The sequence below is a fragment of the Streptomyces sp. NPDC050085 genome (genome assembly GCF_044460595.1).
Classification (GTDB): Bacteria; Actinomycetota; Actinomycetes; order Streptomycetales; family Streptomycetaceae; genus Streptomyces.
This window is the reverse complement of the sequence record NZ_JBITJZ010000001.1, coordinates 130,677-148,308: the sequence shown is the minus strand read 5'-3', so window position 1 is coordinate 148,308 and position 17,632 is coordinate 130,677. Positions and strand designations below refer to the sequence as shown.

Sequence of the window (17,632 nt, the reverse complement as noted above, 5' to 3'; positions counted from 1 at the left end):
GCCCTTGATCTGCATGGATGACATTTTCGGCAGGCGCAGGGTCACGTTCACGTGGGATGGCACCACGCTGTGTGAACAGATCGCGCACGCACCCGAGCTGCCCGACCCGGTCACGCTCACCTGGGACCACCAGGGCCTGCGGCCGATCGCCCAGACGGAACGCATCACCGCGTCCGATGCTTCGCAAGAGGCCATCGACTCCCGCTTCTTCGCCATCGTCACCGATCTCGTCGGCACTCCGAGCGAACTTGTCGGTGAGGACGGCGAAATCGCCTGGCACACCCGCAGCACACTCTGGGGAACCACGACCTGGAGCACTGACTCCACGGCCTACACGCCCCTGCGCTTTCCCGGCCAGTACTTCGACCCCGAGACAGGGCTGCACTACAACTACTTCCGCCACTACGCCCCGGACAGCGCGCGATACCTGACGTCGGACCCCCTCGGATTTGTCCCGGCACCCAACCCGTCCACGTATGTTCACAATCCTCACACATGGAGGGACCCGCTCGGTCTTGCACCTGATGAGGGCTGCCCCGACGCGATCTCACACAAGACGGCGAGCAGTCGAAACGAAGCCTTCAGGATGGCGAAACGCGACCTGGACATCCCCATGTCGCAGCAGCCTGACGCGATCAGCAGGGTCCCTATGACGGACCGAACAGGTCAACAAATTATGGACGCTTCGCATAACCCGGTGATGACGCGCGAATACACATTCACGCGAAGCGACGGCAGTAAAGTGATCATTCAGGATCACGGGTACGGGCATTATTACGGTGAAGGTGGAGTTGGGGACCAAGGTTCACACTTCAACGTCCGCCCATCGGAAAACCCGCGAACTGGTAAGGTCCCCGGGACTGCTCAGCACTACGAGTACTAGCCGCGAAATGGAGAATCGAGTCGGCATGCGGTGGACATCATTGCTACACAACCCTGAAGGCGTCAACGCTGCATATCAGGGAAACCCGCCGGACCTCCGTGGGGTTCGTGTGCACGAAGTGACCCTCCAAGTCGAAGGTCCGACGCTGAAACTCCGCCTCGATCTGCCCGAATATCCTGACCGGCCGCCACGGAAATGGGCGGTCCAGAAATTCAACACCGTGCAGATCGAGATCTCGTTCAGCGGCCTTCGCTCCGTCTCTTTGGGTGGATTCAAAAGTGAAATCTCAGCCGATGTGTCGATCACCGAAGGTGACGGAGTCAATGTGCGTGTGACAGCTCCTGGGGTCCACCTTCAGGCGAATGCCGCAACAGTCTTCATCTCGACGCTGACCGCCTACGTCGACGAAGCCTGAATGATTCCGTCAGGTCGGCCTCGAAGTTGTCGGCCGCTCCGACGGCGGCACGCCGTTCACAGTAACCGAGGTGTTCCACGTGATGATGAACGTGGACACCGCTCCCTGCGTGTGCGAATGGCATCTTCGTGTCCATTGACGCCGAAGGATCGGAAATGTGGTTTCAGGTCGCGGAAGTCGCGGTGGTTCAACCTCGATCTTTCCACGTGGCATCGCGGCGGTCCTGAGTGGAAGGTCGTGATTGAGCTGCGCGCGCGATTCATCAGCCTTGAGAGCGATGATAGGGGAATGCTGCAAGGCGCTCGTTCTCTCAAAGAGGGCCGGGACCACGTATTCGGCTCTGTTGCCGCTCACGGCCCCTGCGTCAACGCTGAGGGACGTGTTGATCGTGGTGCGCTCGTCTCGCGACCCGCTGCTCGTCGGCCGCAGGTTCCGCGTCGGGGACGCCCTTGGGGGCACCTTCGTGGTGGTGCGCAAGGTGCCGTTGCAGGCCATCGTGAATGCCGGTCAGTGCGAGGAGATGCGAGAACAGGCCGTGGTGGACGCCGAGTTGGGTGGCGGAACGCCCGGTGGGACCCGCACCGTGGACGGTCTTCTTCGGCCCCAGCCACCTCCACTCCTCCTCGTGGAACGGATGTCTACCCCTCGGGGGCGCCTTCGTCGAACCCCAGCGCTACGGACCCGGCAACCTGTCGATACCAGGACGCAGCGCTCTTGAACTCTTTGAGCGCCGTTTCGTCGAGGAGCTCAGCTAACGGGAAGTTCGGGTAACCCGAGGTGCGCAGCGTCGTACCGGCCACCGTGCTCATCCTGGACAGCAGCTCCTCGCGCACGGAGTCGTCGGCGAGGACTCGCTTCTGGGAGGCGGAAGTGAGGTCGACGGTCACCTTGGTGGAGACCTGGTGGGATGCGTTGACGCCGATCCACGCCGGCCACGCGTAGTGGCCGTCGGGCGTGGGGGCCCGGAACGTCATCGTGCTGGCGCCGCCCTCGGCCACCGTGAACCAGAGGTCGCCGCCTTTGGCCTCCCAGGAGGTGGCGATGTCTCGGACCACGCGGAGTTGCTCGGGGCCGCCGTGCTTCTCCAGGGCGCTCCAGAAGTACTCGTCCACCTTGCCGTTCTCGATCGCAGGGCGGTGGACGGACTTCGGCGGAGTCGCACCGTAGGCCCGCGGGGACAGCACCGCAGCGCCTCCGTCGTGACGGAATCTGGGCAGCTCGATCGCCAGGAAGCTCGCTCCGGTCAGGCTGCCGCTGAGGAACTCGACGATGACGCGCAGCTCGTCGGGTATGTGGTCGGCGACGAAGAGCAGCCGCATCCTGCCCTGGCGGAGGTTCTGGCGCACCTCGCGCCAGAAGAGTTCGGGGTCCCTGTCGCCGAGGAGCTCGGCGTACGCCTGCTCGGGCTGCATACCCCGGGCACCCCAGGTCTGTTCGAAGCTGGACCTGAGAGTGTCCTCGGTCCAGTAGCGGGCGCCGTTCGCCGCGTAGTCCAGCATCTGGCCCACGACCTCGCGTCGTATGCGGGTGTCACTGGCCTGCTTGACCTCGACCAGGGTGGGCAGGGCCTCAGCATCGATGAAGAGGTGGTCGAGGCTCAGTCCTCCGGAGCTGTCCTCGCTCAGCGGGGTGGGCATCTCCTGGCGTACGAGCACGAGGTCCGGTTCGTGCGCCAGCGGGCCGCATGCCAGCAGCTGCGGGAAGTCGGCGATCAGGGTCTGGAGCTCGGCCTCGGTGTCATACGGGGTGTGCTCCATGCGCGCTATGCCGTCGTTGATGAGATACATGGGGTCGGTGGACATCTGTGGCCTCCGTGGGTCCGTGATCTGTCAGTGTTCCGCAGTCAACTGGGCGTGTTCCAGGTCGCGTTGATCCTTGCATGCAGGTCTGACATCGCTTCTCCGTCGAGTGGGAGTGGGCACGACCGCGACTCTGCGCGACAGGCGTCATCTGATCGAACTGGCCGTCACCTGGCGCCCTGGCCCGAGCCGGACGAGAGCGATACGCCAGGCGGACCCTGGTGTGCTGAAGAGACCGCATCAAACTGTGATCGATCTGGTGGCATTCCGTGCTCACCCAGCCATGCGCGCCGTGGGCACTGTGGTGCACATGCGCCGATTATTCGTCCTGCTGCTCCTGGTGGTCACGCTCGCCGGCTGCTTCGCGCCGCAACCGCCGCAGCTGGACGCGCGGGACGAGCCAGAACGCGCCTTCAGCGTGCCGCTGCCCGTACCGACCGACGACGTGGGCGACTGGTCGCTGGTGGACGCCCCCAACGGGATCATCGGGCAGGGCAGATGGATCGCGAGGGTTGATGAGGACGGACGAGCCCTGTGGCGCACGCATCTCCCCGCCGAGTTCGCCCTGACGACGCGTCCCGGCCAACCCCACGCAGCCGCCTCCGGCCCGAGCCCGAGCCCGAGCGTACTTGTCGGCACCGCCTCGCCGGGCCTGCTTCCCGCCCTTGCTTCCGTGGACCCGAACACCGGCCGGTTCCAGCGGCTCGCACCCTCCCCGCCGCGCCCCGCAGGGGAGTTGCAGACGATCACCGTGTCGCCTTCGCGGCAGGCCGTGGCTGCGACCTGCCGGTCACACGGCTCCTGCTCCCTCGTCGCCTGGGATACCGGCACAGGCCAGGTCCAGTGGACGCGGCAAACACGCGGCCCCGCTGCCTTCGCCGCACCCTGCGTGCAACAGCGCGGCTGGAAGGTGCCGGGCCAGCCGGTGCCGCATGCCTGTCATCCCATGACGTTCGTCGCCGACGGCCGCATCGAAGTCCTCCGACAAGGTGAGCAACGGCCCCACGGCTGGCGGGTGCAACTCCCACCGGGCGAGGTCGCAGGGGTGTACCCCACGACCTACCGCACCCTGGTGGTCACGGTCCCGCACGGCCCCGCATGCCGCGTGCGGGTAGCGGCGTACGACACGGGGAACCAGGCTCCGGCACCGGTCTGGCAGCGGGACTTCGCCTGGGAGCAGCCCCAGGCGGCCGTTCGCGACGGCTGCCGCCAGGATCCAACGATCCCCCTGCTGATGGGCTACGACCTCACTCTGCCGGACGCGGCGGGCGCACTCATCGGGAACGACTACGACGGCGAGTTCCCACTGCGGTTGCGTCGCGGTGAGTATCCGGTGGCATACGGAGCTCGCGTCCTTGCCTATCGGGCCGGCCGCGGATTCCGAGATCCGAACCCCGCGAAGCCGGACGATGCGGCGCTCCGCCCCGCAGAGCTCCCACCTGCCGCGCAGCCACTGGGCGGCGGGATCTGGTACGCGCCCGGTGACGGCCGGAAGGGCACGGTGATCGCCGTGAACGTGTACGGAACGGTCACCTGGCGACGGCTCGTCAGCGGCCCGCCGTTCTTCCTGGGCGACAACCGGCTCGTCTACGCCGACGGCTCGCGCCTCACGGCGTTGCGCGCCAGCGGCTGACCGTGCGTCGGCCCGCAGGGCCGCGACGAAGCCCCCGCAGGTCACTGCTCCCGCCTCGCCTACGCCGAAGGGCAGCCGAGGCACATCTGGCGCGCAAAGTCACCACCACACAAGGCAGTAGGCTCTGCCGTGCCGTCCTGGAATCCGCACCACACCGCCCACCCGAATGCGGGACTGCCTTGATCTTGGAAGCTCCATCTTCAGGGCAGGATCCGGGACAAGGCTGATTTCTCCAGCCAGAAGGTAATGAGCAAGAAGTTCCATGCGCACCCCGACGAATTCCTGGATGAGCCGGATAACCTCAACGGAGCCAACCTGAAGAGGTTTGAAGGTGTGATGCGTGGGTTCGGCCGGGCTGCAGACTGCGAGCCTTCCCTCCGCGTCCGTGACGACCATCGATTTCATGGCGTTCTGCTTGTTCTTGCCGGAGGCGAACTTCTCCCGATCCTTGCGCCCCGCGGCCGGGCGGCGGACGTGGACCTCGGTGCCGTCGATGATGCCGGTCTGTCCGTCGGTGCTGAGGTGTTCGATGACTTCGACGAGCGCGCGAAGGCGGATACCGGGTACGACGGTGCAGCTCTGCTCAGAGAGCAGAGCTGCACTGCGTCGTTCCGTGGCGGAGGTTGATCCGGTCGCCAACAGCCGGTCGACGAAGACCGGTTTGTGTTTCGCTCCCGCGCCGACTGCCCGGCGGCGGGGCTGTGACTCTAGTTCGGCCTGTTGCCGCTCGTGCCACAACGGACCTATCTCGGCGACGAGTTCAGTGATCACTCCAGAGGCCAGCCCGGTGATCTGCAGGCTTCGGATGATTGCTGCACGCGCTCGGCTCCCCACCGCACCGACCATGATCGACGCTCAAGGTTTCGACGCGCCACCGCCAACCATGCACGAGCTCGTTGCACAGCCTGCGTTCGGGATCTGGTACGTGAATTCGATGCTTGACGTCGTCCGGAATATTGTCATCCAATGACATAAATCGACTCCACTGCCCTGTTGTGCGGATTGTGCTGCTCTGCAGTCCAGCAGCGGCCCGGCAGGCAGCTACCCGCCCGGCACCAACCCCCGCTGCGGGCGCCCTGCCAACGCCGGCCAGCCAGGGCCGCCCCATCAGGGCCAGCGCCTCGTAGCCCGCGGACTCGCCGATCAGGACGTGCAGCAGCCGATCTCCCGGACCTCCAGCGTCTCGTCTTCGTCGCGGAGCAGCGCGGCCAGGTCGCCTTCGCGGCTGCCGGTGTCCGGCTGGGGTCAAGGGCGCTCGCCGGTGCCGACGGAGCCCACGACCAGGTCTTCCTTGCAGCGCCAGCGGCAGCAGAGAGCCTGGGTGGACACTCCGGTCCGTTTGGCCGAACGCGGTCGTGGTCAGCCCTCCTCAGCCGCTCGCCTGCGGGCCCTGGACGGTGGCCTCCAGTAGCGCCCGGTCACGTTCTGTGTCCGGGGGCGGCCAGGGCCGGGCGGGCGTAGCGTCGTCGTCATGGCATCACAGGACCCCACCGCCGACCTGGACGCGGCCGCCCTTGTCAGCCGGCTGCGCGCGACCTTCGCCACCCGCCGCACCGCCGCTCCGGACTGGCGGCGCGGCCAGCTGACCGCCCTGCGCGCCCTCCTCACGGACCATCGCGACGACCTCCTCGCCGCGCTCGCCACCGACCTCGGCAAGGGCCCCGAGGAGGCGTACCGCACCGAGATCGGCTTCACCGTCAACGAGATCGACCACACCCTCGACCGGCTCGACGACTGGCTGACGCCCCGGCCCGCGGAGCTGCCCGAGCGGCTGCTCCCGGCGACCGCCGAGGTCGTCCGCGAACCGCTCGGCGTCGTCCTGGTGATCGCCCCCTGGAACTATCCGTTGCAGCTGGCGCTCGCCCCGCTTGTCGGCGCGCTGGCCGCGGGCAACTGCGCCGTCGTCAAGCCCAGCGAGCTCGCCCCTGCGACCTCGGCCGCCATCGCCCGGCTGCTGCCGCGCTACCTGGACACCGACGCGGTGATCGTCGTGGAGGGCGCCATCCCGGAGACCACCGCACTGCTGGCTCAGCGCTTCGACCACATCTTCTACACCGGTAACGGCGCCGTCGGTCGGATCGTCATGGCGGCCGCTGCCCAGCATCTGACACCGGTCACCCTGGAACTCGGCGGCAAGAGCCCCGCTCTCCTCGACTCCGGAACGGACTTGGCCGCCGCCGCCCGTCGGCTGGCCGCAGGCAAATTCCTCAACGCAGGCCAGACCTGCGTCGCCCCCGACTACGTCCTGGCCATCGGCGACACCGCCAGGGACATCGAACAGCACCTCGCCGAGGCCGTACGCGAGACCTACGGAGCGGACCCGGCCACCGCCGCCGAGTACTCGCGGATCGTCAACGAGCGCCACTTCGACCGGCTGACCGCGCTCCTCGACAGCGGCCGCACAGTCATCGGAGGCGGCCACGACCGCGCCGAGCGCTATCTCGCCCCCACCGTCCTCGCCGATGTCTCCCCCGACGCCCCGGTGATGCAGCAGGAGATCTTCGGCCCGATCCTGCCGATCGTGGCGGTCCCCGACCTGGACGCAGCGATCACTTTCATCAACGACCGGGACAAGCCGCTGGCGCTGTACGCCTTCACAGACTCCGACGACACCAAGCATCGGCTGCTGACCGAGACCTCCTCCGGCGCACTCACCTTCGGCCTGCCGGTCGCTCATCTCACTGCCCCGGAGCTACCGTTCGGCGGCGTGGGCGAGAGCGGGATGGGGCGCTACCACGGTGAGTACTCGATCGACACCTTCAGCCACACCAAGGCGGTGCTGGACAAGCCGCTGGGCTGACCGCCCACCGCTCGACGTCCCCCGCCCGTGCGCGACGGCGGCCACCCCAGCAGCGTCCCCTGTCTGTGTCAGTTCGAGAGAGAGCCGTTTCGAGGTGGTTTCGGGAGTCAGTTGCTCTCAGGCGTCACAAGACGTGATGCCGCTGTTCATCCGCGGACCAGGGTGCGTCAGCGGACGACAGCACGGACCTCGATACGGCCGCCTGTCCCAGAACCGCCGAACTACGGAGAACCATGGATGACGACAGCGCTCCCCCTCCCCCTGCTGCAGGGGCCCGCGCCTTCGCGCTTCTGCGTCTCCCCAAGCTGTGGCTGGTGCCCACCGCCCTGACGGGGCTGCTCGCGCTACTGCTGTCGCTGCTCTACATGGGTGGCATCATCAACCCGAACCGCGACCTGCGAGATCTGCCCATCGCCGTCGTCAATACGGATCGGAGCAAACCGCTCGCCGGGCAGAAGGAGAACCTGGGGGCGCAGGTCACCCGGGCCGTCCTCGCCGAGACCTCCGGCGGCAAAGCCGACTGGCGTCCGCTCACCCAGGCCCAGGCCCAGGACGAGATGGCCTCCGGCAAGATCTACGGCGCCCTGGTCATCCCCGCGGACTTCACCGACTCCGTCGCCGCACTTACCACCTCCCAGGCCACAAAGCGGCCGACGATGACAGTGCTGACCAACCCCGGCATGGGCAGCCTCGGCTCCTCCCTGGCCAGCAAGATCACCACGACGGCCGCCCAGCAGTCGTCCCAGAGCATCGGCAAGCAGTTGACGACAGCGGCCGCCACGCACGCAGCCGGCACCACCGCGAGCCCGCTGCTGGCCGACCCGGTCGGCGTCATCACGCAGGTCGGCCACCCCATCGGCGACAACAGCGGCCTGGGCCTGAGCGCGTTCTACTACACCCTGCTGCTCGTACTGGCCGGGTTCCTGGGTGCCAACCTCATCAACATGGGCGCGGACGCTGCTCTCGGGTACGCGGACAGTGAGATCGGCCCCTGGCACACCCGCCGCCCGACCGTGCCGATCAGCCGCACCCAGACGCTGCTGCTGAAGATGGCCATGACCGCCGGTATCACCGTCCTCACCGCAACCCTGGTCATGGTGGCCACCATCGCGATCCTCGGCATGGACGCCTCCCACCTGCCGCTGCTGTGGATCTTCTCCTACTGCGCCAGCCTGGCGGTCGGCCTGGGAGTCCAAGCCATCAACGCCGCCTTCGGCGGGATCGGCCAGCTCGTGTCCATGTTCGTGTTCATCGTCCTGGGCCTGCCCTCCTCCGGTGCGACCATCCCGCTGGAGGCCGTCCCCGGCTTCTACCGCTTCCTCGGCATCTTCGAGCCCATGCGCCAGCTCAGCGGCGGAGTCCGCTCCATCCTGTTCTTCGACGCCCGCGCCGATGCCGGCCTCTCCCGCGCCTGGCTGATGATCGCGATCGGCGCCGCAGTCGCTGCGGCCTTCGGGTTCATGATGACCCGCTACTACGACCGCAAGGGTCTGCACCGCATGACCCCGCAGCCCTCTGCCTGAAGGCGAACCAGTGCGCCAGCAGGTCCTCATCCCCTCCTGCGAGAGGACTGCAGCGTTGTAGTGCAGGCGGCCGTCGACGAGTAATAGGTCGTGCGCGGCTCATCGGACGGTCGTGTCAGCGGTGTCCGCTTCCGTAAGGGCCGTGGCGAGCCCGGAGCCGTTCGGTCGCAGGCTGGCTAGCTGATCAGCAGGCTCAGGTAGCGATCAAGACTCGCGAACCGATCGACTCACCTGCCAGAGCCTCCACCCTCACTGGCAGGCCGCCCTCGCCGGTGAGCTTCACGCCACCGGCCTGGGCCCGGGCCACCAGCTCGGCGGCAGCCCCTCATCCACGGCGTCCCTCGCACCCACAGCGACCTCCCCGGCCTTGATGTCACTCGCCACGTCAGTCATCAACTGTCGCTTCCAGCTCGGGAGTTAAACCGCTCACGGTACAGACCCAGTCCACCGGCAGTTCGGCTCAGTTGAAGTGAGCGTGTGCCCATCTTGTATGAGCCCAGTTCTGGGGTGAAGGGCTGAGCTGGCAGAACGGGGGTACGGAGCTGGTTTTAGGTGCGGGCGGGCGGGCGGGCGGGCGGCGTGCTTGCCGTGCCGCCGCCTTGAGCCTGCAGCTCTCACAAGCACATCAAGAACTGCGTCGCCAGATCAACGAGATCAGGAAAAGTCTCGGACACCGCCGGTTGAGCGACGAGGCACTTGTCACCCATTGCCTGGCCTTCTGTACCGCATTGACGTCGCACCATCAGGGCGAGGACGACGGGATGTTCTCCCAGTTGCTGCGCGCACGCCCGGATCTCGCAACGACGGTCGCGAATCTTGTTGAAGATCATGGAATGATCGCCTCGATCCTGTCCCGGGTGCGCGAACTCGCTGACAGGGCTGCCGAATCGCGTGGCCCGGTCCTGGAGGCGATCGGGGGTGAGCTTGACGGATTGGCGGCGATCATGGAATCACATTTCAGCTATGAAGAGCGGGCGATCAGCGAGGCACTCGACGACGGAATGCCTGACACCGACTGGCCCGACATGGTCTTCCGGTTCGGTATGGAATGAGTCGCGGGCGGCGTGGAAGCGCCAGTAGGCGTCGAGGCCGCCGTTGGTGATCAGGGCGCGGAGTTGGAGGACGGCTTCGGCGCCGTTCAGTCCCCAGCGGGCGCCGGTGGCGATCGGCCAGCCGGCGGTGAGTGCGGTGTCGTAGTGGAGTTGGTCGAGGTGGCCGGTGAGGTAGCGGTGGCAGGCGGCGACCGCGTCGCGACGGGCGGCCGGGAGGCGGTCGGCGCTGGCCTGGGCGGTCATCTCGGTGGCCGCGCGCTCGGCGTGTCCGGCGAGGATCGCGGTGAGTGTGTCCGCGGCCCAGGCTTCGGCCTCTGGGCTGCCGGGCGGATGGAAGGCGTGCGGGGCAGCCCATGTGTACTCCGTGACGTGCACGAAATCGAGCAGGACCTGAATACCGGCGCCGCGGCGGGCTGCCTCGGCGTGGATCACATCGAGTTGGTGGCGGGCGCCGTCGACCAGCCGGGTCACGGGCCTGGGCCTGGGCGAAGGCGTCGGCGACGACCTGCTCGGGCGGGCGGATCACCGAGGCCGTGGACCACTTCTGCCGGGCCTTCGGCCCCGGCCGGGGCGGGCATCGCTGCGGCCCCCGGGCGGATAGGCGATGTCGTGAGGCCGCCGGGTCGACCTGGAACTTGTCGATGAGCAGGCCGGCGATCAGCTCTGCGGTCGCAGGTGATGCAGAGGTAGTGCCGCATCCGCGTCGTCTTCGCCGTGGGCGAGGACGGGTCAGTTGGCGTGGACCTCCAGGGCGGTGCGTACCGCCGACTCGAGGGCGCCTTCGATCCAGGCGGGTTTGACGGAGGTGTGGCATCCCGCGAAATGGAGGACGCCCTCGCGGGTGGGGACGTGGGGGAAGAGTTCGGTGTGCTGGCCGGGGAGCAGGACCGATGCCTCGCCGTAGGCGTAGGGGTCGCGCATCCAGGACTGGGTGCGGCCCGCGCCGGTGTAGAAGACCTCGATGCGCTGCCCGTATACGTCCTGCACTCCACCGAGCGCGCGCGGGTAGCGTTCCTCGTCGTCGAACGCGTCCCATTTCAGGGCGTCGTCGGACCAGCTGTAGGAGGCCAGGACGATGCCTCCGGCCGAGCCGGGGACCGGGTGGGAGGGCTGGAACATGAAGCGATTGGGGTTGTCGGTGGTGGACCCGCCGCCGATGACGTGCGCGGCCGCGGGCTGGTCGCGCTGGGTGGCGCGGCAGGCGTTGTAGTGCACGCGCTGGGCGGTGCTGATGTGTCCGGGCGGCACGGAGGGATGGGCGCCGAGGAGTGAGCCGTCGGCGAGGGCGCGGCCCAGGCGATAGGCGTCGTACAGGCCGGGCCGTACCGCCTCCAGCTCGCGCCGCCAGTCCGCTTCGGTGAACTCCCACCAGCGGCGGGAGAATTCCAACAGGACCTTGGTGGCGGCGTCGTAGTGCAGCTCGGTGATCGCGCGCCGTTTGCCGTACGAGAGGGCGGGGCTGAAGGTGAGGTGCCGCAGCCCGGCGAACGGCACGGTGAGGATCGCCGCGTCGCCCGTGAACGCCTCCTCGACCACGTCGGCGCCGGTCCGGTTCTCGGAGACGGTGTGCACGGTTACCCCGGCCTCGTGGTGCTCGATGCGCGTGGCCCGCCGGTCGAGGCGCACCAGATCGCGCACCGGTTCATACAGTGCGTCGGCCAACGTGGCGGTGCCGCCGGGCAGTTCGAAGAAGCGGGTGGCCGGACTGATCAGGGCGGTGGAAAAGAAGCTGTGCAGGAAGGACAGATGGATGCGGGAGGTGAGGTTGTCGACCGTGCCGATCAGGTCGATGGTGCGCTCGTCGAGACCGGCGGCCTCGGTGAGGTAGCGGTACATCGACCAGTTCCCGTACACGCGAAGGATCTTCGCCCAGCCGTCGACCAGTTCGGTGCCCTGCTTGCCGTCGATGAGGGTGCGGACCGGGGCGAGGGCCTGACGCAGGATCTCGGTCGACGGGGTGTTCTCGTACTTCTTCGGCACGCCGAAGGAGCGGTTCAGGGCGTACGGCCGCTTCCGGTAGTCGGCGCGGCGCACCCGGATCCCGTTGGCGTGGATCCAGGTGCGGAGGGCCGGTTGCCCGTCGTGGTCGACGTCGGTCAGGTAGAACGGGCGGCGTGCGAGGCCGAGTTGGTCGAGCAGTCCGGTGACCAGGGGGTGGCTGTCGGGGATGCGCATGGCGCCGGCCTCGGCGTACTGGTGCGGGTCCGTGAACGGCGGCTTCGCCTGCTCGTGCCCGCCGGTCCGGAAGGTCTTGATGCGGCCGCCGACCCGGTTGGCGTTCGCCTCGATCACCGTCACCCGGTGACCTGCGTCCCTCAACAGTCGGGCCGCCACCAGTCCCGCCGGACCCGCGCCGACGATCAGCACGTTCTTGCCCGCCGCGCGGCGACGTGGCAGCCCACCGTCCAGCAGTACCTTTTTGTAGCGGGGCACCAGCGGTTCACCGTGCTCGTCGAGGACGAGAACGGCGCGGGCCACCGCCCGGCAGACGTCCGCATCCTGCGTCGCGGGGGCGGCGGGTCCGCGTGGTGCGGCAGTGTGGGCAGGGAGCGCGGCGGCGCCGACGGCGGCCATGGCGCTCGCCGAACCGGCGAGCACCACGCGGCGGGAAGGGGTGATGTCCATGCCGCGCACCCTTACGGCAGGTGAGGGCCGCCGCCCGGGACACGCTCGACACCGCCCGGGATTCACCCGGTCACCGGCGGCAGGAACATGACGCGGTGGCAGCGCAACCCCTGGCAGGACGAGGGTGATCGGTGCGACATCTGATGCTGCGGGCGGTCGCCCTGCGTTCGTGGCTCGCGTCGGCTTGCTGCCAACTCCCAACCACGTCTCGGCGTTCACGCCGCCCGCCTGGCCCGTTCTTGGTGGTGGCGCCGGTGGAGTTGCTTGTGGGGCTGGGTTCTGCCGCGTGTCGCTGCCTCCCGTAGATCTGCGACGGCGCGGGCGTCGAGGCCTATGCCGGTAGTCGTCGTACCGGTCCCGCCTACCGGTCGTGTGGGGTGGTAGTGGTCGCGGCGCCGCGGAAGGGGGTGACGCCGGGAGGCAGGCCCGGTGCGATCTGCTTCTTGGCGAGGGTCAGTCGGAACCAGGCGATGTACGGGCGGTGTTGCTGTAGCCGAACTCGTGGGTCGCGAGTTGGACGGTGCGCGCCACGTCCTCTCGATGTGGGGACCGGGCCGAGGCCGGTGCTGGTGAAGTCCATCCAGCCCGGTTCACGGAGTTGGGCCAGTCGGTAGTCGAGCGCCGTGCGCAGGAGTTCGCGGGTGATGTCGGGGTCGAGCTGCCCGGCGAAGAGGAACCGGAGCTTGAAGTATGGGTCCCCGGGGGGCGGTGAGGGTTCGTACGGGACTTCCGCGTCGTGGACGCCGTGAAGTCGCTCGTCGCCATCGAGAGCGTCCACGCCGCGACCAACCGGATCGCCCGGACCACCCTGCGCAAGGTCGCCGGCCGCCATACGCTGGACGAGACCCTGTCGGGGATCGACCGCATCAACCTCGACATCCGCGCGCTCCTCGACGTCGCCACCGCCGAGTGGGGCGTGGAGGCCAGGGCGAATCGCTCGCCGCCGTGGCATGCGGAGACGTCTCGGACACCACGATGGCGCACCTCTGGCACTCCAACTCCGCAGCCTGCAGAGCCTTGTGGGGATCGGCGTCGACAAGAACGCTGGATACGGTTGCTCAAGAGTCGCTGTCACGGGGGGCGAGGGGCGTCAGACGGTGGCAGCCGGCGGGATCCACCGGCGGGTGCGAGGTACCGCGTCGGACATGCCGTAGTCCTTCTGGAGGGTTTCGGGGATCGCGTAGTGCATGACGCGTCCACGGGTGAGGGAGGACAGTTCGAGGATGGTGGTGAGGTGGCCAAGGCGGTCCAGGGCCCATGCGCCGAGCGGGGAGCGGTCCTCGACGGTTTCCAGGACGCCGAGGAGGTGGGGTACGGCCTTGACGACGGTGTCCCACGGCGTGCGCGGCACGTGGAGCCAGTCGGCGCAGGTGTCGCCGATGAGGTGGCGGATGAGGGCGGAGACGACGGGGTCGAAGAAGGTACCGGGCACTACTTCCTCGTAGAGGTCGATCAGTTGCCGGGTCAGCTGGATGCCCTCCTCGGAGGGCCCCATGTGCCGGACCATGTACAGGTCGAGGAACTGGCGGGCCTCGTCGAGGGTTTGGGGAACGGCACTCTGGTCGACGCCGAGCATGGCGCCGACGACGCGCCACGCGTAGTAGTACGCTTCCGCGCCCTCCGTCGACATGTGGATACCCAGACGATGCAGGCTGTCCAGGACGTGCAGTGAGAAGAGCATCTGCCCGCCGATCATGTCCTCCTGGCAGATTGGCGTTCCGTGGGCCGCGGTGTCCCAGCGGTTCTCGCGGACGAGGTGGTGGCGGATGGAGGCGTGCAGGAGGCGGACCTTCTGGGCGGCCGGGATGAAGCGGCCTCCGGCCTCGAAGGCGTCGGGCTGCATCAGATGGACGGTGAACTGGCCGGTCTCCGCCATTCGTTTGGAGGGGTACTGCAGCCCGTGAGTGGCCGACAGCAGTTTGGCCCCCCGCTGGACGAGGTAGCAGGCGGGCATGGAGGCGAAGGCCAGCGCGGTGGAGATGTGCACGTTGTTGTCGATGAAGAAGAGCCGGGCCTTCTCCATCTCCGCCCAGTCCACCCAGCTCGGCGGGGTGCGGGTGGCTTCGAGGTACTCACGCGCGACGGCGGGCAGACCGTCCGGCAGGGGCGCTCCGGCGGTGGAGACGTAGCGCATCAGGGAGTTGAATTTGCCCACTTCACCGCGTTCGAAGAGCTCGGCGACGGTGGCATCGGCGAGTTCGTCACCGGCCCGCCTCAGGGCGTCCAGCGATGCGTCCGTGTAGGTCATGGCAGAGTTCCTCGTCTTCTTCGGGGGCGTTGACGGCAGACGCGAGCGGCGCCTGCCCGGGAGGGCCGGGCTCGCGCCGCCCGGATGCGGGCGTCAGGACAGGCGTACTGCCGCGGAATGGGCCAGCGCGGTCAGTTCGGTGGCGGCGTGCGCCGGTAGGTCCAGGTCGTGGAGGGCGCCGAGGGCTTCTTCGACCCGTGTCCTGATCATGTCCTCGATGCGGTCGGGCGCCCTCAGCCGGCGCATCACCTCGCGCACCGCGTCCAGCCCTTCTCCGTCCAGGTCGTCCCTGCCCAGCAGCGAGTGCAGCAGTTCCCGCTCCGCGTCGTCGGCGAGCCGCCATGTCTCCGCCAGCAGCGCGGTGGGGCGACGGCCGCGCACATCATCGGCGTTGGCCTTGCCGGTGTGCTCGGGGTCTCCGAAGAGCCCGAGCAGGTCGTCCCGGAGCTGGAACGCCTCGCCCAGCGGCAGCCCGTACGCGGGATGGCCCTCGCGCAGCCGCGCACCCGCGCCGGCCAGTGCGCCACCGATCAACAAGGGCTGTTCGACGGTGTACTTGGCGGTCTTGTACCGGATCACCTTCAACGACACCTCGGTGTCAGGACCGGCTCCGGTACGCAGGATCTCCAGGCACTCGCCCGCGATCAGCTCACGGGCCATCACCGCCCACAAGGGGCGGGCCCGGACGAGATACGCGGCGGGCAGACCGCTGGTGGCGAACAACTGCCCGGCCAGCGCCATCAGCAGGTTTCCCACCAGCATCGCCAACGACCGTGCGGCGGCCTCGGCGTCCGGACGATCTCCTACGACCCCGAGCAGGGCGACGTGGGTGGTGGGCCGCCCGTGCCGCAGCGGGCTGTCGTCGATGAGGTCGTCGTGCACGACCGCGGCCGCGTGCACCAGCTCCATGGAGGCCGCCGCCCGCACCAGCGCGTCGCTGTCCGGCTGCCTCACGGCCCGCCACCCCCAGTAGCAGAACGCCGCCCGCAGCCGTTTGCCATCGCAGACCGCCGCCTCCAACCTCTCGGCGACCGCGCCGAGCATCGGATCGACCGCCGCGAACTCGTCGGCCTCCCGGGCGACGAACTGCCGCAGCACCTTGTCCACGCGGGCCTTGAACGCGTCCGGCTCCCACCGGTCAGACACCGTCGGCGGCCTTCCGGGCCAGGGCACGCCGGGCCAGGATCTCCAGGTGGGCCGGCGGCACGGCAGCGTACCGGTCCAGCACCAGACGCCCACGCGCCACGAGCTCGTGCTCGGCCTCCGCCGTCAGCTCCGCGGCGTCCGACCGGTGCAGCAGTCCCCGCACGGTCCCCAGGGCCGAACCCACGGTGCTCACCGTCAGATCGGCCAGCCCGGCAGCCAGCAGCAGAGCTTGGTGGCCAAAGCCTGCGCGCTGTCCGGTTTCTTGCGTCACGCCATCTCCCTCGTCCGTCGTTCCTCCGGCCGACCCTGGACACACGCCGTCCTTTCGAGCATCGCGTCCCACGGGGCGCGACAGCGGAAGAACTCACGGTCGAGTGACCCCATCGAGCGACCGTACGGATCGTGGATGCCGCTACTGCTGGAGCAGGCACACGGAGACGAGCTCTCAGGGGCGGAAGGTGCGGCGATAGGTGTCGGGTGGGACTCCGACGCTGCGGTGGAAGTGGCGGCGCAGGGTGGTGGCGGTGCCCATACCGGTGGCAGCGGCGATGGTGTCCACGGTGGCGTTGGTGGTCTCCAGCAACTGCTGGGCGTGGCGGATGCGTTGGGTGTGGAGCCACTGCAGCGGTGTGGTGCCGGTGAGGTGCTTGAAGTGCCGGCCGAGGTGGCGTGAGCTCATGCGGGCCTGGCGGGCCAGGTCCTCCACGGTGAGCGGTTGGTCCAGTCGCTCCAGTGCCCAGGGGAAGAGTTCGCTCAGGGGGTGGTTGCCGGGGGCGGGGAGGGGAGTGGCGATGAACTGGGCCTGGCCGCCGTCGCGGTGGGGTGGGATGACCAGACGTCGGGCGATCTTGTTGGCGTTGGCGGAGCCGTGGTCGAGGCGGACCAGATGCAGGCACAGGTCCATGGCGGCGGCCTTGCCCGCGGAGGTGAGGACGTCTCCGTTGTCGACGTAGAGGACGTCCGGATCGACGGTGGCCGCCGGGTGACGCCGGGCCAGTTCCCGCGTGTGGGCCCAGTGTGTGGTGGCGCGCCGGCCGTCGAGCAGTCCTGCCGCGCCCAGGACGAAGGCGCCCGTGCACAGTGAGGCCACGCGGGCACCGGCCGCGTGAGCGGCGCGCACCGCCTCGACCAGTTCGGCGGGAGGTTCGCGGTCCGTGTCGGCCCAGCCGGGGACGATCACCGTGTCCGCCTGCGCGAGGTGGTCGAGTCCGTGATCGGGTTCGAGGAGGAAGCGGTTGACGCGCACCGGGCTGTTCCCGCAGAGGGAGAAGTCGTACCAGGGGTCCACGACGTGGGTCAGGTCGGACCCGAAGATCTCGATGGCCACGGAGAGTTCGTAGTGGAGCATGCCGTCGGTGACGGCCAGCGCGACAGCGGTCATGTCCGAAACTGTACGCACCATGTCGTTTCCGACGCTCGTGCGGGGTGCTGCCACGAGGACAGGATGAGGGTGTCAGGCCGCAGCGGATCACCATCGCAGCGGGAGTCCGAGTGCAGGGGAGCAGTCA

General features: G+C 68.4%; 14 protein-coding genes and 2 pseudogenes. 7 read left to right on the top strand and 9 right to left on the bottom strand.

Going from position 1 to position 17,632, the window contains the following annotated elements:
• Positions 1-40 precede the first annotated feature (40 nt).
• The 3 genes and pseudogenes from ACIBUY_RS00615 to ACIBUY_RS00605 all read left to right on the top strand — a co-directional run.
• Positions 41-883: pseudogene (locus tag ACIBUY_RS00615) on the top strand (HNH/endonuclease VII fold putative polymorphic toxin); the annotation flags it as partial.
• 7 nt (positions 884-890) lie between these two features.
• Positions 891-1,298, top strand: coding sequence for an Imm50 family immunity protein (locus ACIBUY_RS00610; protein ID WP_399151271.1), 408 nt, complete (start codon positions 891-893; stop codon positions 1,296-1,298).
• 277 nt (positions 1,299-1,575) lie between these two features.
• Entirely contained in the window at positions 1,576-2,016 is a 441-nt protein-coding gene (locus tag ACIBUY_RS00605) for a DUF6093 family protein (RefSeq protein WP_365562671.1), read from the top strand.
• Here ACIBUY_RS00605 and ACIBUY_RS00600 read toward each other — a convergent pair.
• Positions 1,937-3,100, bottom strand: a complete 1,164-nt coding sequence (locus ACIBUY_RS00600) for a hypothetical protein (protein ID WP_365562397.1) — start codon at positions 3,098-3,100, stop codon at positions 1,937-1,939. The two genes, ACIBUY_RS00605 and ACIBUY_RS00600, sit on opposite strands and share 80 nt — an antisense overlap.
• A gap of 307 nt (positions 3,101-3,407) precedes the next feature.
• Between ACIBUY_RS00600 and ACIBUY_RS00595 the strand changes: the two genes are divergently transcribed.
• Positions 3,408-4,730: a PQQ-binding-like beta-propeller repeat protein gene (locus tag ACIBUY_RS00595; RefSeq protein ID WP_399151270.1), complete on the top strand. Its 1,323-nt coding sequence runs from the start codon at positions 3,408-3,410 to the stop codon at positions 4,728-4,730.
• Between the two features lie 99 nt (positions 4,731-4,829).
• Here ACIBUY_RS00595 and ACIBUY_RS00590 read toward each other — a convergent pair whose 3' ends face one another.
• On the bottom strand, positions 4,830-5,576 hold the full coding sequence (locus tag ACIBUY_RS00590; protein ID WP_365562401.1) for a hypothetical protein: 747 nt from the start codon (positions 5,574-5,576) through the stop codon (positions 4,830-4,832).
• A 625-nt stretch (positions 5,577-6,201) separates the two neighbouring features.
• On the opposite strand from ACIBUY_RS00590, the gene ACIBUY_RS00585 reads away from it, so the two are divergent.
• The 3 genes from ACIBUY_RS00585 (at position 6,202) to ACIBUY_RS00575 (ending at position 10,105) form a co-directional block, all read left to right on the top strand.
• Positions 6,202-7,530: an aldehyde dehydrogenase family protein gene (locus ACIBUY_RS00585; protein ID WP_365562403.1), complete on the top strand. Its 1,329-nt coding sequence runs from the start codon at positions 6,202-6,204 to the stop codon at positions 7,528-7,530.
• Between the two features lie 233 nt (positions 7,531-7,763).
• Positions 7,764-9,053, top strand: a complete 1,290-nt coding sequence (locus ACIBUY_RS00580; protein WP_365562406.1) for a DUF3533 domain-containing protein — start codon at positions 7,764-7,766, stop codon at positions 9,051-9,053.
• Between the two features lie 599 nt (positions 9,054-9,652).
• Positions 9,653-10,105 (top strand): hemerythrin domain-containing protein, encoded by a 453-nt coding sequence (locus ACIBUY_RS00575; RefSeq protein WP_399151269.1) that lies wholly within the window; start codon positions 9,653-9,655, stop codon positions 10,103-10,105.
• On the opposite strand, the pseudogene ACIBUY_RS00570 reads toward ACIBUY_RS00575, so the two are convergent.
• The 7 genes and pseudogenes from ACIBUY_RS00570 to ACIBUY_RS00540 all read right to left on the bottom strand — a co-directional run.
• Positions 10,004-10,756 (bottom strand): annotated as a pseudogene (locus ACIBUY_RS00570) (ISKra4 family transposase); the annotation flags it as partial. The gene ACIBUY_RS00575 and the pseudogene ACIBUY_RS00570 sit on opposite strands and share 102 nt — an antisense overlap.
• 78 nt (positions 10,757-10,834) lie before the next feature.
• Positions 10,835-12,730: a flavin monoamine oxidase family protein gene (locus ACIBUY_RS00565; protein WP_399151268.1), complete on the bottom strand. Its 1,896-nt coding sequence runs from the start codon at positions 12,728-12,730 to the stop codon at positions 10,835-10,837.
• Positions 12,731-13,091: 361 nt separating this feature from the next.
• Positions 13,092-13,508, bottom strand: coding sequence for a hypothetical protein (locus ACIBUY_RS00560; RefSeq protein WP_365562414.1), 417 nt, complete (start codon positions 13,506-13,508; stop codon positions 13,092-13,094).
• A 312-nt stretch (positions 13,509-13,820) separates the two neighbouring features.
• Positions 13,821-14,978: an oxygenase MpaB family protein gene (locus ACIBUY_RS00555; protein ID WP_399151267.1), complete on the bottom strand. Its 1,158-nt coding sequence runs from the start codon at positions 14,976-14,978 to the stop codon at positions 13,821-13,823.
• Positions 14,979-15,071: 93 nt separating this feature from the next.
• On the bottom strand, positions 15,072-16,124 hold the full coding sequence (locus ACIBUY_RS00550; RefSeq protein WP_399151266.1) for a polyprenyl synthetase family protein: 1,053 nt from the start codon (positions 16,122-16,124) through the stop codon (positions 15,072-15,074).
• Positions 16,117-16,395, bottom strand: coding sequence for a polyprenyl synthetase (locus tag ACIBUY_RS00545; RefSeq protein ID WP_365562422.1), 279 nt, complete (start codon positions 16,393-16,395; stop codon positions 16,117-16,119). Before ACIBUY_RS00545 ends, ACIBUY_RS00550 begins: the two co-directional genes overlap by 8 nt.
• 174 nt (positions 16,396-16,569) lie before the next feature.
• Positions 16,570-17,505: a helix-turn-helix domain-containing protein gene (locus ACIBUY_RS00540; RefSeq protein WP_399151265.1), complete on the bottom strand. Its 936-nt coding sequence runs from the start codon at positions 17,503-17,505 to the stop codon at positions 16,570-16,572.
• Between the last annotated feature and the right edge of the window lie 127 nt (positions 17,506-17,632).